Genomic DNA, 17778 nt, shown 5'->3' with positions numbered 1-17778 from the left:
CCGCCGGGCGGCCGCGCTCGCGGTGGACCCCGGTGGCGGCCACGGGTGCGGGCGAGGCAGTCTGTACTCATGAGAGCGCCCGTGCGCTCGCCCTCCGGACCGCGAGCCGACGGCCACCACCAGGTCCTGTTCGTCTTGGCGGAGTGTGTGCCCTTCGCGATCGCCCTGATGGTGCTGCTCGTCGAGTTCACGCCCCTGCACGTCCTCTACACCGGCCCCCTGCTGGTCGCGACGCCCGCCCTGGCGGCCGTGACGATGGGCCCCAAGGGCACGCTCGCGGCGGCGGGGGTGGCCGTCGGTGTCAGCGTGGCCACCGCCAGCTACAACGGCGCCTGGGGGAGCCAGCAGGTCTACACCAACTTCCTCGCCCTGTTCCTGGTCTCGGTGGCGAGCTTCATGACGAGCCGCTCCGCGCGCACGCGCACGGAGAACGAGCTCAACCAGGTCCGGCGGATCGCCACGACCGCCCAGGCGGTCGTCCTGCGGCCGGTGCCGGGCCGGCTGGGCTCCGTACGGGCGGCCAGCATGTACCTGGCGGCCGAGACGGGCGCCCAGATCGGCGGCGATCTGTACGACGTGGTCCAGACCCGGTACGGGGTCCGCATGATCGTCGGGGACGTCCGGGGCAAGGGGCTGCCCGCCGTACGGGCCGCCGCGATCGTGCTGGGCGCCTTCCGGGAGGCCGTCCACTACGAGGACGACCTGATGGAGGTCGTCGACCGCTGCGAGGCGGCCCTGCTGCGGGACGCCTACGTCTCGGGCGCCGGGAACGCGGACGCCCTCCTGGAGGGGTTCGTCACCGCGCTCGTGGCCCAGATCCCGGACGGCCCGTACATCGACGTGATCAACCGTGGCCACCCGCCCCCGCTGCTGCTGCGCGACGGCGTGGTACGGCCCCTGATGCCCACCGCTCCCCTGCCGCCGCTGGGTCTGGAGGAATTCGTCAGCGGTCCCCCCGGCCGGGCGGACCGCTTTCCGTTCGCGCCCGGGGACCGGCTGCTCCTGTACACCGACGGTGTCATCGAGGCCCGCGACCGTGACAAGGCCTTCTTCGACCTGGCCGAGGCGATGGCGGCCATGCGCGACCACAGCCGGAAGGCGTTCCTGGAGGGCCTGCACCAGGCACTGCTCCGCCACACCCACGACCGGCTGGCCGACGACGCCGCGGTCGTCGTCGTGGACCGGAGCGCGGACGAGGGGCAGCGGCCGGCCGGAGGTCCGGCGTAGTACCCCTGGAGTCGCCCGGACGGTCCGGGACGCGACAGCATGGAGGGAGGGCGGTCGGCGCGATGCCCCGGGAGGAGGCGATACGGACGGTGAACAGCCATCGCTTCTCGTTCTGCGGGGCCGAGCTCGCCGCTGTCTACGTGGTCGCCGACCAGGGCAGGGAACTCCATCTCGCCGAGCTGACCGGAAACCGCGGTGTCCTCTACGGGCTGCCGGCGATCCTCGCCGTGGCCGGCCACTCACCCGCCGCCAATGCCTTCCGCTCCGGCCGCCCGCTGTGGCTGGCCCCCAAGGAACTCGCCACGTTCATCGAGGAGGACCCCCACCACTTCCCCACCAGGGTGCGCAACGGCGCGCCCCACTCGCCCGCGAGGATCTCGCTGGGCGCACTGCCGCTGGGGTACGACGACCAGGAGCTCGGCTGCCTGATCGTCGCCGGGCAGACCGGGGACGGCTTCAGCGCCGACGACCGCAGCCTCCTGGAGCTCTACGCCGACCAGGTGGCCACGGGACTCGAATCGGTCGCCGGCCGCTTCGCCGGACGCAAGTCCCCGCAGGCCCACCTGGCCCAGTCGCTGGTACCCGACCAGGGCGGCGCGTTCATCCTGGAGCTGGCCACCGGCCGCATGGAGGCCGACGCGCACGTGCTGGAACTGCTCGGTCTGCCGCCCGGGCAGTTCGACGGGCAGGTGGAGACCGTGCTCGCCTGCGCCGTGCCCGACGACATGCCCGCTCTGATGGCGCTCGTGGAGCCGAACCGGCTGGCCGCCGCCGGACAGCAGCTGGCGTTCCGTATCCGCCGCCCGAACGGCGAGCTGCGCTGGCTGGGGCTGCGCTGCCGCGTGGAGCTGGACCCGGACGGCACGCCGCGGCGCGTCCTGGGCGTGGTGGCCGATGCCACCTACCTGCGCCCCAGTGCCGACGAGGTCTCCCTCGTGCAGCGGCTGTCGGCCACCCTGGCGGGAGCGGCGACCATCCGGGAGGTCAGCCGGCTGGTGGTCGCCGCCCTGCGCGAGCCGCTCGGCGCCTCCCGGGTCGCGGTCGGCGAGCTGGAGCCCGAACGGCTCATCGTCACCGCCCTCGATCCTCCGGAGCCCGATGCCTGGCCCGAGGTCTGGCGCTCGGAGTGGCGGTCCGAATGGCCCGACGTGGCGCTCAGCGATCTGCCCACCCTGCAGAGCGCGCTGCGCGGGGGGCATTTGAGTCTGTGGCCGCCGGGGGCGGACCTGGAGCCCGGTCTGCTGGGCGTCGGCCCGGGTGGGCTCGCGGTGCTGCCGCTGCCCGCCGACGGGCGGATGGTCGGGGTGTGTCTGGTGGGGTGGGACGCGGAGCACCGGTTCGGACCGGAGGAGCGGTCGCTGCTGACCGCGACCGCGGGGCTGGTGGGGCAGGCGCTGGTACGCGCCCACGCCCTGGACGCGGGCCACGAACTCGCCACGATGCTCCAGCGCAGTCTGCTGCCGCGCAAGCTCCCGGAGCTGCCGGGCGGGGTGGCTGTCGCCCGCTACCTGCCCGCGACCGCCGGACTCGAGGTCGGCGGGGACTGGTACGACGTCATTCCGCTCCGCGACGGTCATGTGGCCTTCGTCATCGGGGACGTACAGGGGCACAGCGCGGGAGCCGCCACCATCATGGGCCAGATGCGTACGGCGGTCAGGGCCTACGCGGTGGAGGGCCACCCGCCCGATGTGGTGGTCGCGCGGGCCAACCGGCTGCTCGCCGGCATGGAGACGGACCTGTTCGCCACCTGCGGGTACGTGGACCTGGACATGGAGGAGGGCATCGCCAGGGTGGTCCGGGCCGGCCATCTGCCACCGCTCCTGCGCCATCCCGACGGCGTCGCCGAGGAGATGGCGGTCGAGGGCGGTCCCCCGCTGGGGGTGCTCGCGGAAGCGGAATTCCCCATGACCGAGGCGGGACTGGTCCCCGGCACCCTGCTCGTGCTGCTGACGGACGGCCTGGTCGAGTCCGCCCGGCTGCCCCTGGAGGAGGGCGTACGGCGGGTGTGCGACGTGCTCGCGACCGCCGACCCGGACGATGTCGGAGGGGTCGCCGACGAGCTGGTCGTCGGCGTGGGCCGGCGCGACGACGACGTGGCGCTGCTGTTGCTGCGCTACGACGGCCAGGGGGACCGGCCGATGCGGGCCCATTGGACGGTGTGGCGGCTGCCCAACGCGGTCCTGCACGCGCGCCGCTTCACCGCCCGTACCCTGCGGTCCTGGGGAGTGGTGGAGGAAATCGACGAAGCCCTGCTGATCGCGTCCGAGCTGGTCACCAACGCCATCGCGCACACCCAGGGCGAGGTGGGGATGGATCTGACCCTGTCGGCGGACCGGCTGCGGATCGCCGTGAACGACGGGTCTCCGCGCAGCCCCGTCAAACCGGTCTGGGTGAGCTGGGAGTCGACCGGCGGCCGCGGGCTGCTCATCGTCGAGGCGACGGCGACGGCCTGGGGCTCGGTGCCGCTCAGCGGCGGCAAGCAGGTGTGGGCCGAGATCCCCTGGCGCCGCGGTTCCTGACCCGTCGCGCGGGCGCCTGCGGGGGCCGGCCCCCGGCAGTGGCCCTCAGGTGCGGGCCGGGAGCGCCCTGGAGACGGTGGCCGAGCGGACCGCCGAGGCACTGGGCCTCGGCCGGGTCGCCCGCGCCGCGGACGCGCTCACGGGCCGCCTCGCGACCCGGCACGGGATCAAGGTGCTCCAAGCGGGCCCCGAACGCTCCGCCGACGCGCGGCGCTTCGACGCCGACAGCGGACTGCTCCTGCTCTCGCCCTGGCTCGGCGAAGGGCAGCGCGCCTTCCAGCCGGCCACGCAGCTCGCGCCGCTGGAGTACGGCCCCCTGCTGACCGGACCGGTCGAGGCGGCCGGCCCGTCCCCGCCGCAGGCGGACGGCCTCGCCCGCATCGGGCTCGCCAACTACTTCGCGGGCGCGCTCCTCATGCCACCCGGGCGCATCCTCACGCAGGTCGCCGAGATGCCCGACGGCCTGCGCACCCACGTCCCCCACCCGGTGATCACGGACCACTGACCCCGGCCCGGGGCCGGCCGGATTGCGGATTCGCCCCCGGTCCCCGCTCCCCAGGCCGTACGATGCGTTCTGCTCCGGCCCGCCGCGGCCCGAGCCGCAACAGAATGCATGCACAACTGGGGGAAGCCGGTGGGAATCCGGCGCTGACCTGCAACCGTGAACGGCGTCCGAAACGCCGTGAGTCGGAGAACCCGGGGTGCGATGTGCACCGCTTCCCACTGTCACGGTCTGCAGTACGAAGCCCCAGCCCGGCCCGGCATCCCCGTGCGCCCTCCCGAAGGACGCCCGTACGGGGTGTGCGCGGGTGCGGGTCGGAGGGTTCGCGCGAGCAGATCCGAAGACCCGCTCAGGAAGGCCTTCCATGCGCCAGACCCTCGTCCGCCGCTCCGTGGTCACCACGCTCGCCCTCGGTCTCGCCCTCGCCACCGCTCCGGCCGTGGCCGAGGCGAAGCCGAAGCCGAACACGAACGCGGCCGTGAAGGTGGACCTCACCGTCCAGGGCCCCGACGGGCTGCTGTTCAAGGGCAAGATCAGGACCAAGGGCCACGACGTCACCACCGCGACCGGTGGCACGCACAAGTGCGACGGCACCAACGGCGGCGCCAACCCGTCCGAGGTCCCCACTCCGACGGCCGCCCTCGACGACGCCGCCCACAAGAAGGGCTTCACCTGGGACGGCACCTGGTACGCGTCCTTCGACGACTTCTCCGTCGACACCATAAAGAACGTCAGCGGTGGCGGCTCCGCGTACTGGAGCATCGCCGTCAACGGCACCCCGACCCCGGTCGGCGGCTGCCAGTTCAAGCTCAGCGCCGGCGACCGGGTCTCCTTCACCTGGACGTCCTTCTAGGGGTCAGGTGTTCAGGAGGCGGTTGAAGAACGACCGGTAGTGCTGCAGGGCCAGTCGCAGCTCTTCGGTCGCGACCTGCTCGCCTTGGCCCCACTGCTCCTCCAGCCCCTGCTTGTGGGTGGAGAAGGTTCGGGCGAGGCTCTGCATCACTTCCGCGACGAGAGTGTCGGCCGACCTGACCGCCTCCTGCGGGTCGTCGACGAACCGGCCCTGGATCTCGCTCCAGGCCTTGCGGTATTCCGCGGTGTCCTCGGCACCCAGCAGTGGCTCGTCGCCACCCGACCGTGCGGGGCCGGTCCCGGCTTCGCGATCCATCGGGAGTGCGTCCCCGCCCTCGCGGGTCCCGCCCTCCGCGGCGCCCGCGTCCTCGGTGGCCTCCCCCGGGTACACGGGCGGCGTCCGCCGGTCGGCCGCCGCTTCGCCGGATCCGTCGTCCGGCCGCGGCGCCGGACGGGCTATGTCTTCCGTCGTGATGCCGGCGTCGCCGGCTCGCTCGTCACTACTCGTCCGGTTGCGCATGTCACCGGCTCCTCCGGTCGCTCAGCAGATCGTCGAACAGGGCTCGGTAGTGCACCATCGCCCCGCGGAGTTCCTCGGTTGTCGTCCTCCGATCGGTGCTGCGCACCTTGACGTCGTGGGCAGCCCGGTAGTGATCCAGGGTCCGGCCGTGTTCGACGGAGAGATCACGCAGCTGACCGCGGTAGTCGTCCGTGGGATATCCCCGCTCGCGCATCAGTCGCGACACCAGTTCGTCGGCCTCTCCGACGGAGCCTTCCGGCCGGTCCACGAAATGTTCCTGGACGCTGCTCCATTCGACGGCGTACTGGTCTCGCCGTGCGGCAGGCAGGTCCTTGATCTCGAGCTCGTCGTGGCGTTGCTCACGGGCTCGCAGCTCGCGTTCGGCGGCCGTGCGGCCGCCCTCCGCCTCGACCGTGCGGTCGTACTCGGGGCCGAACCTGTCCCGCAGGCGACGGCGGCGGGCCATCATCCACAAACCGACCGCGAGCGCGATCACGACGACCGCTGCGACGGCGATGACGGCGATGAGTGTGCTGGTTGACATGACTGGCCTCTCAGTCGGGAGGTTCCTGCACCGGGGGCCGTTCGGCGGGCGAAGGCTGCTCCGGGGCCGGACCGGCCGGGGGCGGCTTGTCGCCCGGGCCGGCCGGGCGCGGGTCCCGGGGGACCGGGTCCGGGCCTTCCGGCGTGGGTCCGGGGCCCTCGGGTTCCGGCTCGGTGGATCGTTCCATGAAGCTCACCTCGCGGTACGGGTGCTCTCGTACACCCTGCGCCTACCCGGCAGCTCACCTCTCAAGCAACTCCGCGAACGGACTGCCGTCGAGGTGGGCGAGCAAGTCGGCGGGGTGCCGGTAGACGGCTCGGGCACCGGCCTCTTCGAGGTCGTACCGCGGGATGCCGCCGCAGAGCAGACCCACGCACGCGACGCCCGCCCGAGAGGCCGCCTGCATGTCCCAGACGGTGTCGCCGACGAGTACGGCGCCCCGCGCGGGCGCGTCGGCGAGGCCGAGGGCGTGGCGCACCGGATCCGGAGCGGGCTTGCCCTTGCTCACGTCGTCGGAGCTCGCCGTCGCGGTGATGGCGTCGTCGGCGTCGACGGCCCGTCTGAGCGCGTCGAGCTCGGCGTCCCTGGCCGAGGTCACGAGCACGACTCGCCAACCGCGTCGGTCCAGTTCGCGCAGGAGATCCGCTGCCGAGTCCAACGGGGGCAGCCGGTCGAAGTACGTGCCGTAGAGGGTGCTGTGCGCGGCGCTGAGCGTGTCGTCCTGGCTCGTGTCCCGCTCTTCCCCGAGCACATGGGCGAGGAGGTCCTCACCGGGCAGGCCGATCGCGCGGTGGATGTCGTGCATCGCGACGTCGTGGCCCGACTGTCGCAAGGCTTCCCACCAGCACACCACGTGCAGGTGATTGGTGTCGGCGAGGGTGCCGTCGACATCGAACAACGCGGCGCGGTTCATCTCCGCCTCCCACAGGGCTCGGCGTCACAACTCCGCGAGCTCCGGCAGCCGTCCCGCTCGCCGCCGGACGCGGCCGGCCCCGGGCTCACAGGTCGAGGTCCAGGAGGGCGTTCTCGACGACCTCGGTGAGCGCGGGGTGGATCCAGTACGGGGACCTGGCGAGGGTCGCGGCGTCGATGCCGAGGGTCGCCGCCAGGACGAGGGGCTGAATGAGGGTGGCGGCCTGGGGGCCCATGAGGTGGGCGCCGAGGAGGCGGCCGGTGCGGGGCTCGGCGAGAACCTTGCAGAATCCGGTGGTGTCCTCCATCGCCCATCCGTAGGCGACATCGTCATAACGGGCCGTGCCCACCAGGTAGTCCAGCCCGCTGTCGCGGCAGTCCTGCTCGGTGGCGCCGACCGAGGCGATCTGCGGCCGGGTGAAGACGGCCGCCGGCACCAGGTCGTGGTCGGCCGCGATCAGGTCGTCCGGGCTCCGGAGGTTGTGGGCCACGACCTCCGCCTCCCTGTTGGCCACGTGCTTGAGAGCCACCGGCGAGCAGATGTCACCGAGTGCGAACACGCCTTCCGCCGTGGTGCGCTGGTGTGCGTCGACGATCACACGGCCGTCGTCGTGGGTGGCGATTCCGGCCGCTTCGAGGTCCAGCCGGTCGCTGTTCGGCACGCGGCCCACCGCCACGAGCAGCATGTCCGCCTCGACCGCGGATCCGTCGTCCAGGGTCAGCCGCAGTCCGCCCGGCCGACCGCCGACCGCCGTGACCTCCCGGCCCAGCCGGAGGTCGTAGCGGGAGCGGACCAGGTCGGTGAACCGCTCCCGGACCGTCACGTCCTGCGGGCCGAGCAGGTGCTCCTCCTTCTCGACGACGGTGACGAAGCTCCCCGTTTCGGCGAACACGTCGGCCAGTTCCGCGGCGATGTACCCGCCGCCGAGGATCGCCAGGTGGCGGGGCGGATCGTCGATGCGCATGACGGTGTCGGACGTCTCGTACGGCAGGCCCGCGTCCGCGACGGGCCCGGGGACCAGGGGCCGGCCGCCCGCCGCGATGACGATCTGTCCGGCACTGACGTCGACGGCCCCGTCAGCCCGGTCGATGTGCAGGGTCCTGGGGCCGGTGAACCGTGCCCTGCCGTCGTAGACGGTGACCGACTCCTGCCGCTCACGGTACGCACGACCGTCGTCCCGTTCGGCGTCCAGCCGAGCGAAGACCCGGTCGCGCACCCCACGCCAGCGCACCGCCCGCAGCTCGGCGTCCACGTCGTACCTCCCCGCTTCCCGGACGGTCCGGGCGACGTGCGCGGTGTACGCGAGCATCTTGCTCGGAATGCATCCGGCGTTCAGACAGGTCCCGCCGAACCAGCGTTCCTCGACGATGGCCACGTCCAGACCGGCGAACGACTCGCCGATGACTGCGTTGCCGGATCCCGCACCGATGACGACAAGATCGTGTCGACGCGGTCCGGCAGGCCTACGAGTCACCCGGCCGGGCCGCCGCGCGGGCGCGCTGGTCACGTCAGCCGTCCTCGGAGTTCGCCCGTCGCTCGTCATGGGGTTGGATCTGCTCCTCGCGCCCCGTGCCCGGACGGTGGCGCTTGGCCCGGTGGCCCCCGGCATCCGCGCCGCCCTCGGCCGCACCCGAGCGCTGGACGACGGCATCGTCCGCCTGCTGCCGTGCCTCGCGGTCACCGCTTTCGCCCACGGCCTCGGCCTCGGACGGCGTGGTCCGCGCGTGCCGCCTGGACGCCTCGTGGTCTGTCACCGTGTCCTCCCTCGATGGTGCCTGTGTCCTGCGGCTACCCCGCTCCGTGGCCTCCAGTCCGGCGGCACTCGGAGGGATCGCCCGGTGCCGAGGACGGTCCGGTCGGGCTCAGCCGGCTGCGGTGGCCCGGACCAGTGCGCCCACCACGTCGTCCAGGCGCCCCCGCCGCAGGTACGCGGCGCGCTGACGGGCGGCCCCGCCCCCGCGGCTCCGCACCCGCCGGAACAGCTCCTCCGCGAGTTCGAGGTCTCCGGCAGCGGCCAGCCCGGGCGCGGCACGGGCCAGGAGCCGCTCCGCCAGGGTCAGGGCCGGTACGGGCCCGCCCCCGGCGGGATCGAGGCCTTCGCCCGCCGGCCCGTGCCGGGCGGCGAGCCGGTGCGCGGCGTGCAGGCGGCGGGCGGGCACGTCGGGGGGCGGCCGTCCGTCCCCGATGTCGAGCAGCAGTGCGGTGGCCAGGCCCCGCACCAGGGCGGTGAGCAGCAGCACCACGTCGAGGTCGGCATTCACGTCGCAGACCCGGATCTCCAGCGTCGGTACGTGCTCGGAGGGACGGGCGTACCAGTAGATCATCCGGCGGTCCAGCAGGGTACCGGTCTTCACCAGGTGGTCGGCGAGCCGCTCGTAGCCGGCTTCGTCGAGGAGGGGTGCGGGCCCCACGCCGGGCCAGCGTGCGTACTCCACGGAGCGCCGGCTCGCCCAGCCGCTGTCCCGCCCGAGGGAGAAGGGCGAGTTGGCGGCAAGGGCCTGGAGCGTCGGCAGCCAGGGACGCATGTGGTTCGCCAGGGCGAGGGCTTGACCGCGTCCGGTCACCCCGACGTGGATGTGGCAACCGCACACCATCCCGTCGTGCGAACCGACCAAGGAGGGCCACCGGGCGGCCATCCGTCCGTACCGCTCTCCCGGGGTCACGGTCGGCGGACTCTCCGGCGGGACCACCGGAGTGCCGGACGCCACCAGAAGACAACCCTCACCGGCCGCCGCCTCTCCCATCACCCGGCGCAGCAGGGCCAGTTCGGACCTCAGCTGCGCCAGGTCCGCAGTGGGCCGGGTACACACCTCGACCTGCGCTCCGAAGAACTCCGTCTGCACCTGATCGCCCAGCACCGCGGTCGCGGCCCGCACCGCGTGCGGGCCCCGTGCCACGGGCAGTCCCGTTCGCCGGTCCACGAGCAGGAACTCTTCCTCCACCCCCACCGTCGGCCTGCGCCTGCCGCGAGGCGGAGCGGTGCGTGCGCCATCTGTACCGCAGACCGGGGCGAACACCGTGGATGACATGACGGCGCCCTTCTTCGGACGGGCCGGCGAGGGCCGGAGCAGCTTCTTCCGCTACCACCCCGCGCCTACCCAGCTGCTCGGCCGTCAGTCGCTTTCCGCAGCCGCGTCCCCGACGCCCCTCGCCGACCGGCGGAGCAACCCCCCGCTGCTCTACGATGCCGTTGAAGGCTTCGGGACGGCGGGACCGGAGGACAGATGCCGGAACAGGGCCGGGGGCCGGGAACGGAACCGGGCGGCGCACAGCAGCGGACCTTGCGGCTCGCCGGTATTTCGGCAGCTTGCGATACCGGCATGGACCGGTTCGCGCGACTGGTTTCACGACTGCTGCACGTGCCGGCGGCCTTCGTTTCGCTGATCGAGGAGGACCGGCGGATCCTGCCCGGACTGGTCGGTCTGCGGGAGCCCTGGGAGTCGAGCCGGGTACTGCCGCTTCCGCCTGAGACGTGCCGGGACGTGATGAACTCCGGACAGCCGTTGGCCGTGCCCGATGTCCGCGCCGACGACCGGCTGCGCTGCGACCCGGTCCTCGCCGGCCTCGGGGTCGTCGCGTACGTGCACATGCCCCTGACCGACGCCGACGGGCTCGTCCTGGGTTCTCTGTGCGCCGTCGACCACACGCCCCGGGCGTGGGGTGACGACGAGCTGTCCGACCTGGAGAGTCTGGCCGCGGCCTGCTCCGCCGAGCTGCGCCTGCGCATCCTCTCGGCGCAGAGCCGCTCCGCGCAGAAGGTGCTGGAGACCGCACGGGCCGCCGCCGAGCGCGCCCGCAGCGATGCGCAGCGCCTGGAGCAGGAGGCCCAGGTCGGATTGGACCATGCGGAACTGCTGCTGAGGGCGTCGGAGGAGCTGGCCCAGACGTCCGGGCTGGAGGACGTCAGACGACGGCTGCGGGACCTCTTCGTCGGTGTGGGAAAGCCCTCGTACGTCGGACTGCTGGTCGCCGACAAGGACGAACTGCACCGGGTCGCCGACCCCGACATCGAGCACGCGGTGGAGCGGGAGGTCCTCACGCTGCCCCTGAGCGCCGCGTTCCCGAGCACGCGGGCCATGCGGGAGCGGCGGGCGGTCTTCGTACCCGACCGTGAGGCACTCGTCGCCGACTACAGCCCCAAGGCCGTCGGCTTCTTCGACCGCATGGGCTTCACCACCGTGCTGTGCCTGCCGCTCTGGGGCAGCCGCGCCCTGCTGGGCGTCCTCGCGATCTGCTGGGCCAAGCGGCACGAGGTGGGCGTCACGGAGCGTGCCACGCTCACCGCCGCGTCCGGTTACATCGGGCAGGCGGTGGAGCGAGCCCTGTTCCTCGACGAACGCATCTCCGTGGCCCGGCAGCTCCAGGAAGCCATGCTGACCGAGCTCCCCCGCACCGAGCACCTGGACATCGCCGCCGTGTACCAGCCGGGGGCGGTCGGCGACATGATCGGCGGGGACTGGTACGACGCCTACCACCTGCCGCCCGGCTCGCCCGGTGGCGGGCCCGGAGCGCTCATGGTCACGGTGGGCGACATCACCGGCCACGACATGCACGCCGCCACGATCATGGGCCAGATCCGCAGCATGTTGCGGCAGGCCACCCTCGACCACCCCCCGTACAGCCCCGCCACCGCTCTGACCGCCCTCGACGCGGCGTGTTCGGTGCTGCCGGTAGAGGTCGGCGGTACGCTCGTCCACGCGCGCCTCGACCCGGCCGACGGCGGCCCCGACTGGACGCTGACCTGGTCCAACGCCGGTCACCTGCCGCCCCTGCTCCGTACTCCCGACGGCCGGGTCACCACTCTGGTGGAGCATGACGTCCTCCTCCATGCGGGCCTCGGGCCGTTCCGGCGCACCGAAGCCCGGCGGACCCTTCCCCCGGGCTCGACGCTGTTGCTCTACACCGACGGGCTGATCGAGCGCCGCGGCCACGACATCGATGCCGGCATCGCACGGCTCGTCACCCTGTTCGCCCGCCACGGTGACCGTCCGCTGCCCGAACTGCTCCGCCTGGCCGACAGCCGACCGGCGGACCCGGCTCCCGGAGAGGACGACGTGGTCGTACTGGCCCTGCGGGTCCCCTGACGGTGCTCCGGTGGCCGACGCCCGGGCGGTCGTCCCGTACGGCGAGCACCACCGCGGGAAAAAGCGCGTCCGCCTGTGGCCGGTCGGGTCAGCCCGGCCAGGTGCCCGTCACACGACGGGCCGCCACGGCGCCCGAGCGGTCGACCGCGGCCTTGACCACTGCGAAGATCGCGCCCTGGAGGGCGGCGGCGATGAGGATCTCCCGCCAGGAGCGGTCTTCGTCCGTGGCACTGGGAGCGTCGCCTTCGCCTTCGACGATCTTCCAGACCTGCTTGAACGCGGCCGCCGCGATCATGCCACCGACGGCGCCCAGAACCAGCCCGACCGGCTTGTAGGCGACCGTGGACGCTTTCATCGTCGTCCGCGGCCGTGCCGCGCCAGGAGGAGGACGACCAGAGCGGCGCCGACGACGAGCAGCGGCGTACGGTTGGCACGTACCGCGGTCGCGGCCTGGCCGGCCTGGTGGAGAACCGGATCGGGTGTCGCGTCCTTCACCCGCTGCGCGGCCTGCCGGGTCTGCACGCGGAGGCGGTCGGCGGCCAGGGTTCGGGGTTCGTTGCTCATCACTGCGCCCTCTCCTCGGTCTCGGTCGGGTCGGCCTGTCATGGCGCGTCTACCCGATATCGGGCCGGGCACCCACGCACGCGAGGGCCACGCCACGGGAGCGTCGGCGTTCGGCTCAGGAGGGGTCGCTCGAACGGGGCATCCCGCCCGGAGAACCGTGTCGCCACCACCCCTCCGGGTACAGGGGGTCAGGGCGATCGGCCTCGTGCCCATGGACGGACGAAGGAGACCCGGTGGACGGGATCGTGCTGCTCAAGGAAGACCACAAGACGGTCGAGAAGCTGTTCAAGCAGTTCGAGAAGGCCGGCGACGCCGCGCACGCCACGAAGCGGAAGATCGCCGACCAGGTCATCGAGGAACTCACCACGCACACGTGGATCGAGGAGAAGGTCTTCTACCCCGCTGCCCGAGAGGCCGACCCCGACACCAAGGACCACGTTCTCGAAAGCATCGAAGAACACCATGTCGTGCTGTGGATGCTCTCCGAACTCAAGGACCTCGACCCGAAGGACGAACGGTTCGACGCCAAGATGACGGTCCTCATGGAAAACGTCCGCCACCACGTCGAGGAGGAGGAGAAGGAGTGGTTCCCGGACGTCCGCAAGGCCATGGGCCGCAACCGCCTCACCGAACTCGGCGAGGAAATGGAGGCGGCGAAGAAGACCGCCCCGACCGATCCCCTGGCCGTCCCGAGCGCGTAAACGCGTAAAGCGGAACCCTTACCACGGGGCGCGGGCGCAGATGGTCTTTCCGCCGTCGGGGGTGGGGTCGATGTGCACGTCGGTGGTCAGGTGATTGATCAGTTGCCATCCCCAGCCACCGGTTCCGTCGGTGTGGGGCGGGCGCGGCTCGGGCGGGTGGGGGCTGGTGTCGGTGACGCAGATGTCGATGTGATCACCGTGCAGTTCGAGGTGGAGCGATGCGGGCCCGAAGGTGTGGCGCATGGCGTTGGCAACCAGCTCGCCGACGACCAGGAGCACGGCGTCGCCGTTCCCGGGCCCGGTGGGCGGCCGCACGCGGGCGGCGTGATGGAGGAAGGCGCGGGTCGCGTCGCGCGCCGACACCGTGGGCTGCCCTCGGCGGGGCAGGAACCGGTCGAGGACGGTTTCACCCATTCCTCCTCCTCCCGTCGTGCTCCTACAAGGCACCTGCCCGGTCCGGGAAGGAGAAATCAGCCGAACGCCTCGCGGCAGGTCGGTTTCCGTCGCACGCGGGCAGGGCGGCGGCTCAGGGGTTCGCACGCCGGCGTCCGGACGGGGGGCCGTACCAGTCCAGGCACAGGACGGTGGCGTCGTCCCTCAGCGGCCGGCCGTCGTAGGCATCGGTGACCGCGGCGACCAGAGTGCGCACGACCTCGCGCGGATGCTCGGCCGCCGTACTGCGGATGAGGCCGGGCAGGTCGACCGATTCGGCCTGGCGTTCCTGCATTCCGTCCGTGTAGAGCACGAGGCGGTCACCGGGGCGCAGGTCGAGTTCCTGGACCTGGTAGGGGCCCTGGTGGGGGATGCCGAAGGGCATGTTCACAGCCAGGTGCAGTTCATCGACCGCGCCGTCGCGCAGCCGCAGGGGCCAGGGGTGGCCGGCGTTGACGAGCCGGGCGCCGGTGCCGTCCAGGGCGATGCGCAGCAGCTGGCCGGTGGCGAAGGTGTGCCGGCCGTGGTCGAGGAGGGCCTGGTGCGTCTGGCGAGCTTGTTCGGCGAGGTCCGCTGCGGCGCGGCGGGCGCCGCGGGAAGCGTTGACCAGGAGCGTGGCCATGAGCGAGGCATTGACGTCGTGGCCCATGGCGTCGGTGATGGACAGGTGCAGGGTGTCGTGGCCGAGGCTGTAGTCATAGGTATCCCCGGCGATGTCGGAGGCCGGGACGAGGGCTCCGGCGAGAGCGAACTCGGCGGCATCGCAGGAGGGGGCCGAGGGCAGGAGCTGGCGCTGGATCTCCGCGGCGAGGCTGACCGAGTCGGTGCGGTTGCCCTAGTGGTAGAGGTCGGTGAAACGGCGGTCGGTGACGATGACGTACGCCAGCGCGTGCGCGGCCTCTTCGATCTGGTCCAGCACGTCCGGCGTGACGTGGGAGAGGAACAGCTCCAGGACGCCGATGACGTCGCCGCGGTTGGTGACGGGGACGAGCACCCGCTGTCCTTGCTCGCCCTCCGGTGCCAGCACCGGCTTCTGGGTCCGCAGGACCTCGTCGTAGACACCGTGGCCGGCGAGGGAGACCTGCGCGGCACGCTCCTCCTGGTACGTGGCCACCGTGTCGTGGACGCGCAGGAGGCGTCGGCCGACGACATCGACGAACAGGAACGACACGTACCGCGCGCCGAACCGGTCACTCAGATTGCGCGCGACCACGTCGAGGGAGTTCACCGGGGCGGCGGCGCCCGCCTCAGCCAGTACCTCGGCCAGCCCGATCCGATCTCGCGCCACATCACCCTCCGCGTCCCCTGCCACAAGACAATTTGCACCCTTTTACCCCTTCAAGTCCACCTCCGGCGTGACGGACCCGCATCGGCCGACACCGCGGGTGCAGCAGGGCCGCTTTCGGACATCTTGCCGATCGATGCGCGTGCGGAGGCGCGTGTGCGGCTTTCGCGGGCAGACGAACGCTGACCACAGCCATGCACCGCCTCCGGGATCGTCTCCGGCCCAACGGCCGAACGACCGAACGGGCGGGCGGTGCTCTCTCCAAGGAGGTCTCATCATGCTGATCACCGTCACACGCACGGGCGGGTTCGCGGGCAGGGAGCGGACCGCGTCCGTCGAAACGGAGTGCCGCGCGGACGGGCCCGAGCTGGAGCGGCTGGCAGAGCTCGCGCTCAGCGGTGAGGGCCCGGCAGGGCAGCACCCCGTTCCCGACGGCTTCAGCTACTCCGTCAGCGTCGACGGCAAGCTGATGGAACTGCAGGATCCGTACCTCACCGAGGACCAGCGGCAGCTGATCGACGCCGTTCTGGGCGCTGCCGCCTGAGCAGCCCGCCCACCCGGCCCCGGTCGGGCGTTGCCGTACCTGCCCGACCGCGGCCGGTACGGCAACGGCGGACCGTCCCGCCGTACCGCTCAGGGTCCGACCACCGCGCGCCGCCCCCGCGCCACGGCCAGCGCGCGCTCCACAGCCCGGTGAGCGAAGCGGCGCTGCGGCTCAGGCACCGATCCCGGCCCGGGACAGGCCCACATCAGCGGGCGCGGCCACGGGCTCGAAGGTCCGCAGCCCCACCGGTGTTCGGTGGTCAGGCGCCCCAGCGCAGGGCGATGGTGTCGCCCACGTTGATGACCTTGTTGCGGACCGCGCCGGCGAACGCGGAGCCGTCGACGCTGACCTTCCAGGTGTTGGAGCCACTGTTGGCCTTGCCGCCCACGGCGGTGACGGTGCCCGTGCCCGACGAGGGGGTCACGCTCGTGACGCAGCCGGCCGGGGTCGCCCCGGTGGTGGCCGCGTTCAGGACGTCGCCGAGGGTGGTGGTCGTACCGGTCGGGGTGAAGGCCACCGAGCAGACCTTGAGGTTCCCGGCCCCGTCGTCGACGGTCAGCGCCAGCTTGGTGGCCGTACCCGCGGTGAAGGTCGGCTGGGCGACCCACTGCGGGGCGCCGGGGGTGACCGGGACGGGCGGGGCCGTGGTGAAGCCGCCGCCCGCGACGGCGCGCAGGGCGTCGATGGAGGAGTAGGCGGAGGGGACGGTGTCGGAGGGCTTGTACTTGAAGCCGCCCGCCGGGTTGTACTGGTTGGCTATCAGGAAGTCGACCGGGGTCTTCCCGGTGGCCGTGAGGAAGTCGCCGGTCTGCGGGTTGAAGCCGCAGGCGTTCAGGCCCGCGACACCCCAGCCGTTGGAGCTGGTGTTGACCCCGTAGAGGGAGTTGAAGGCACCGGTGGAGGGGGCCAGCGTGCTCTTGAGGAAGTTCTTCGCCCGGACGACGTCCGTGTCGGTGTTGGGGACGCCGGAGACGCACAGGGCCGCCATGGCCGCCCCGGTCATGTCGACGTCGCTCGCGGAGTTGAGGACGGTCGGGTTGCCCTCGGCCTTCTGGAAGGTCCAGCCGCCGTCCACGTGCTGGTTGGCGCGGATCCGGGTGACGATCGAGTCGGTGAGCGCCTGCGGGATGCGGGCGCCGCCGGCCTGCGTCCTGGCGCCGCCGAGCGAAAGGGCCGCGAAGACCGTGCCGTTGAAGTTGCCGGAGGTGCCGAAGTAGCCCGCCTCCGCCGTCTGCCAGTAGGAGTAGACGTTCGCCACGAGGTTGCGGGAGGCGGAGACGCGGGCCGGGTCGATGCCGGCGGCGTACGCGTTCAGGACGCCGCGCTCGTAGTCGGTGACCACCGGGGAGGCGGACGGCCAGCCCGCCGCCTGGATCAGGTTGCGGTAGACGGTGCGGGCGTTCTTCGTCGTGTCGCCACCGGGGTAGACGTCCACGACGGCCGTACCGGTCGCGGCGAAGGCGCTGAACGCCCACTCGTTGGAAAGGCCCGCACCGGCGTACGAACCGTCCGCCGCCTGAAGGGACTTGAGGTAGGCGACGCCGTTGGTCTTCGAGGTGGCGAGCTGCGCGGGCGACGAGGTCGCGGACGCGGGCAGCGCGGTGAGGGCGAACGCGCCGAGCGCGGCGGGCACCGCGAGCGCGAGCCGGCGGGAGGTACGGGGACGGGACATGGCCTGCTCCTGGAATCGGCGGACGCCGACCGCTGCCGACGCCCCGATCACCGTGCGGAGGCACGGCCGGGCATGCCGGAGGGCCGCCGTCCGGAACGCGTGGTACGGCTTCCTGTGCTGCATCGCCGTATGGGCATTCGGGCTCGGGGACGGCCCCGCCGTCCCACACCGCTGCGCGTCAGCTCCGGCTTCCCACCGGATTCCCCCATCTGGCAGCCCTGGACGCTACCCGAGTGATCAAGGGTCCGCCAGCCGGGCGGGAGCGGTCCGGCGGGACCCGTCCGGAGCGTGTCCCCTGAGACGCAGGCCACCTTGACGCTGTCTTTATCGGCGTGTTCCACTCCGACTGATAAGCACTCAACTCCAGGGGAAGCCGGTCTGATTCCGGCGCTGACCCGCAACCGTAGGCCCGGTCCCAC

Annotated in this window: 18 protein-coding genes, 1 pseudogene and 2 riboswitches; of the genes and pseudogenes, 7 read left to right on the top strand and 12 right to left on the bottom strand. The window is 72.3% G+C overall.

What is annotated here, in order from left to right; translation table 11 throughout:
• Window positions 1-69: 69 nt before the first annotated feature.
• From ACXNSR_RS35810 to ACXNSR_RS35795, 4 genes are all read left to right on the top strand, one after another.
• On the top strand, window positions 70-1227 hold the full coding sequence (locus ACXNSR_RS35810; protein ID WP_458639489.1) for a PP2C family protein-serine/threonine phosphatase: 1158 nt from the start codon (window positions 70-72) through the stop codon (window positions 1225-1227).
• A gap of 89 nt (window positions 1228-1316) precedes the next feature.
• Window positions 1317-3746: a SpoIIE family protein phosphatase gene (locus ACXNSR_RS35805; protein WP_458639488.1), complete on the top strand. Its 2430-nt coding sequence runs from the start codon at window positions 1317-1319 to the stop codon at window positions 3744-3746.
• 76 nt (window positions 3747-3822) lie between these two features.
• Window positions 3823-4251, top strand: coding sequence for an ImmA/IrrE family metallo-endopeptidase (locus ACXNSR_RS35800; protein ID WP_458639487.1), 429 nt, complete (start codon window positions 3823-3825; stop codon window positions 4249-4251).
• A gap of 119 nt (window positions 4252-4370) precedes the next feature.
• Window positions 4371-4444: riboswitch (cobalamin riboswitch) on the top strand.
• 168 nt (window positions 4445-4612) lie between these two features.
• The gene (locus ACXNSR_RS35795) at window positions 4613-5101 is read left to right on the top strand and encodes a DUF4430 domain-containing protein (protein ID WP_458639486.1); all 489 of its coding nucleotides are present in this window, start codon (window positions 4613-4615) and stop codon (window positions 5099-5101) included.
• A 3-nt stretch (window positions 5102-5104) separates the two neighbouring features.
• Here the strand turns inward: ACXNSR_RS35795 and ACXNSR_RS35790 are convergent, their stop codons facing one another.
• From ACXNSR_RS35790 to ACXNSR_RS35760, 7 genes are all read right to left on the bottom strand, one after another.
• Window positions 5105-5620, bottom strand: coding sequence for a hypothetical protein (locus ACXNSR_RS35790; protein WP_458639485.1), 516 nt, complete (start codon window positions 5618-5620; stop codon window positions 5105-5107).
• 1 nt (window position 5621) lies between these two features.
• Entirely contained in the window at window positions 5622-6164 is a 543-nt protein-coding gene (locus ACXNSR_RS35785; protein ID WP_458639484.1) for a hypothetical protein, read from the bottom strand.
• Window positions 6165-6174: 10 nt separating this feature from the next.
• Window positions 6175-6351 carry a hypothetical protein gene (locus ACXNSR_RS35780; RefSeq protein ID WP_458639483.1) on the bottom strand — a complete coding sequence of 59 codons (177 nt, stop codon included), beginning with the start codon at window positions 6349-6351 and terminating at the stop codon, window positions 6175-6177.
• Between the two features lie 54 nt (window positions 6352-6405).
• A complete protein-coding gene (locus tag ACXNSR_RS35775) occupies window positions 6406-7077 on the bottom strand; it encodes an HAD family hydrolase (protein ID WP_458639482.1) in 672 nt (223 codons plus the stop codon).
• 85 nt (window positions 7078-7162) lie between these two features.
• Window positions 7163-8584: a mycothione reductase gene (locus ACXNSR_RS35770; RefSeq protein ID WP_458639481.1), complete on the bottom strand. Its 1422-nt coding sequence runs from the start codon at window positions 8582-8584 to the stop codon at window positions 7163-7165.
• 1 nt (window position 8585) lies between these two features.
• Window positions 8586-8831, bottom strand: a complete 246-nt coding sequence (locus ACXNSR_RS35765) for a hypothetical protein (RefSeq protein ID WP_458639480.1) — start codon at window positions 8829-8831, stop codon at window positions 8586-8588.
• Between the two features lie 108 nt (window positions 8832-8939).
• Window positions 8940-10106: a carboxylate-amine ligase gene (locus ACXNSR_RS35760; protein ID WP_458639479.1), complete on the bottom strand. Its 1167-nt coding sequence runs from the start codon at window positions 10104-10106 to the stop codon at window positions 8940-8942.
• Between the two features lie 291 nt (window positions 10107-10397).
• Here ACXNSR_RS35760 and ACXNSR_RS35755 point away from each other — a divergent pair, with 291 nt between their 5' ends.
• Complete coding sequence (locus tag ACXNSR_RS35755) at window positions 10398-12161, top strand: SpoIIE family protein phosphatase (RefSeq protein WP_458639478.1); 1764 nt, start codon at window positions 10398-10400, stop codon at window positions 12159-12161.
• A gap of 88 nt (window positions 12162-12249) precedes the next feature.
• Here ACXNSR_RS35755 and ACXNSR_RS35750 read toward each other — a convergent pair whose 3' ends face one another.
• Both ACXNSR_RS35750 and ACXNSR_RS35745 read right to left on the bottom strand, forming a co-directional pair.
• Window positions 12250-12516 carry a DUF4235 domain-containing protein gene (locus tag ACXNSR_RS35750; protein ID WP_458639477.1) on the bottom strand — a complete coding sequence of 89 codons (267 nt, stop codon included), beginning with the start codon at window positions 12514-12516 and terminating at the stop codon, window positions 12250-12252.
• Window positions 12513-12725, bottom strand: coding sequence for a hypothetical protein (locus ACXNSR_RS35745; RefSeq protein ID WP_458639476.1), 213 nt, complete (start codon window positions 12723-12725; stop codon window positions 12513-12515). The genes ACXNSR_RS35750 and ACXNSR_RS35745 overlap by 4 nt, the downstream gene beginning before the upstream one ends.
• A gap of 233 nt (window positions 12726-12958) precedes the next feature.
• On the opposite strand from ACXNSR_RS35745, the gene ACXNSR_RS35740 reads away from it, so the two are divergent.
• Window positions 12959-13426, top strand: a complete 468-nt coding sequence (locus ACXNSR_RS35740; RefSeq protein ID WP_458639475.1) for a hemerythrin domain-containing protein — start codon at window positions 12959-12961, stop codon at window positions 13424-13426.
• Between the two features lie 18 nt (window positions 13427-13444).
• Here the strand turns inward: ACXNSR_RS35740 and ACXNSR_RS35735 are convergent, their stop codons facing one another.
• Window positions 13445-13840, bottom strand: coding sequence for an ATP-binding protein (locus ACXNSR_RS35735; RefSeq protein ID WP_458639474.1), 396 nt, complete (start codon window positions 13838-13840; stop codon window positions 13445-13447).
• A 112-nt stretch (window positions 13841-13952) separates the two neighbouring features.
• Window positions 13953-15146, bottom strand: a pseudogene (locus tag ACXNSR_RS35730) (PP2C family protein-serine/threonine phosphatase).
• Window positions 15147-15420: 274 nt separating this feature from the next.
• On the opposite strand from ACXNSR_RS35730, the gene ACXNSR_RS35725 reads away from it, so the two are divergent.
• A complete protein-coding gene (locus ACXNSR_RS35725; protein WP_458639473.1) occupies window positions 15421-15687 on the top strand; it encodes a protealysin inhibitor emfourin in 267 nt (88 codons plus the stop codon).
• A 259-nt stretch (window positions 15688-15946) separates the two neighbouring features.
• Here ACXNSR_RS35725 and ACXNSR_RS35720 read toward each other — a convergent pair whose 3' ends face one another.
• Window positions 15947-17359 carry a prenyltransferase/squalene oxidase repeat-containing protein gene (locus tag ACXNSR_RS35720; RefSeq protein ID WP_458639472.1) on the bottom strand — a complete coding sequence of 471 codons (1413 nt, stop codon included), beginning with the start codon at window positions 17357-17359 and terminating at the stop codon, window positions 15947-15949.
• 116 nt (window positions 17360-17475) lie between these two features.
• A riboswitch (cobalamin riboswitch) is annotated at window positions 17476-17603 on the bottom strand.
• Window positions 17604-17778 lie beyond the last annotated feature (175 nt).

This window comes from Streptomyces sp. NC-S4, from assembly GCF_054353315.1.
This window is presented reverse-complemented; position numbering and strand designations above follow the sequence as displayed.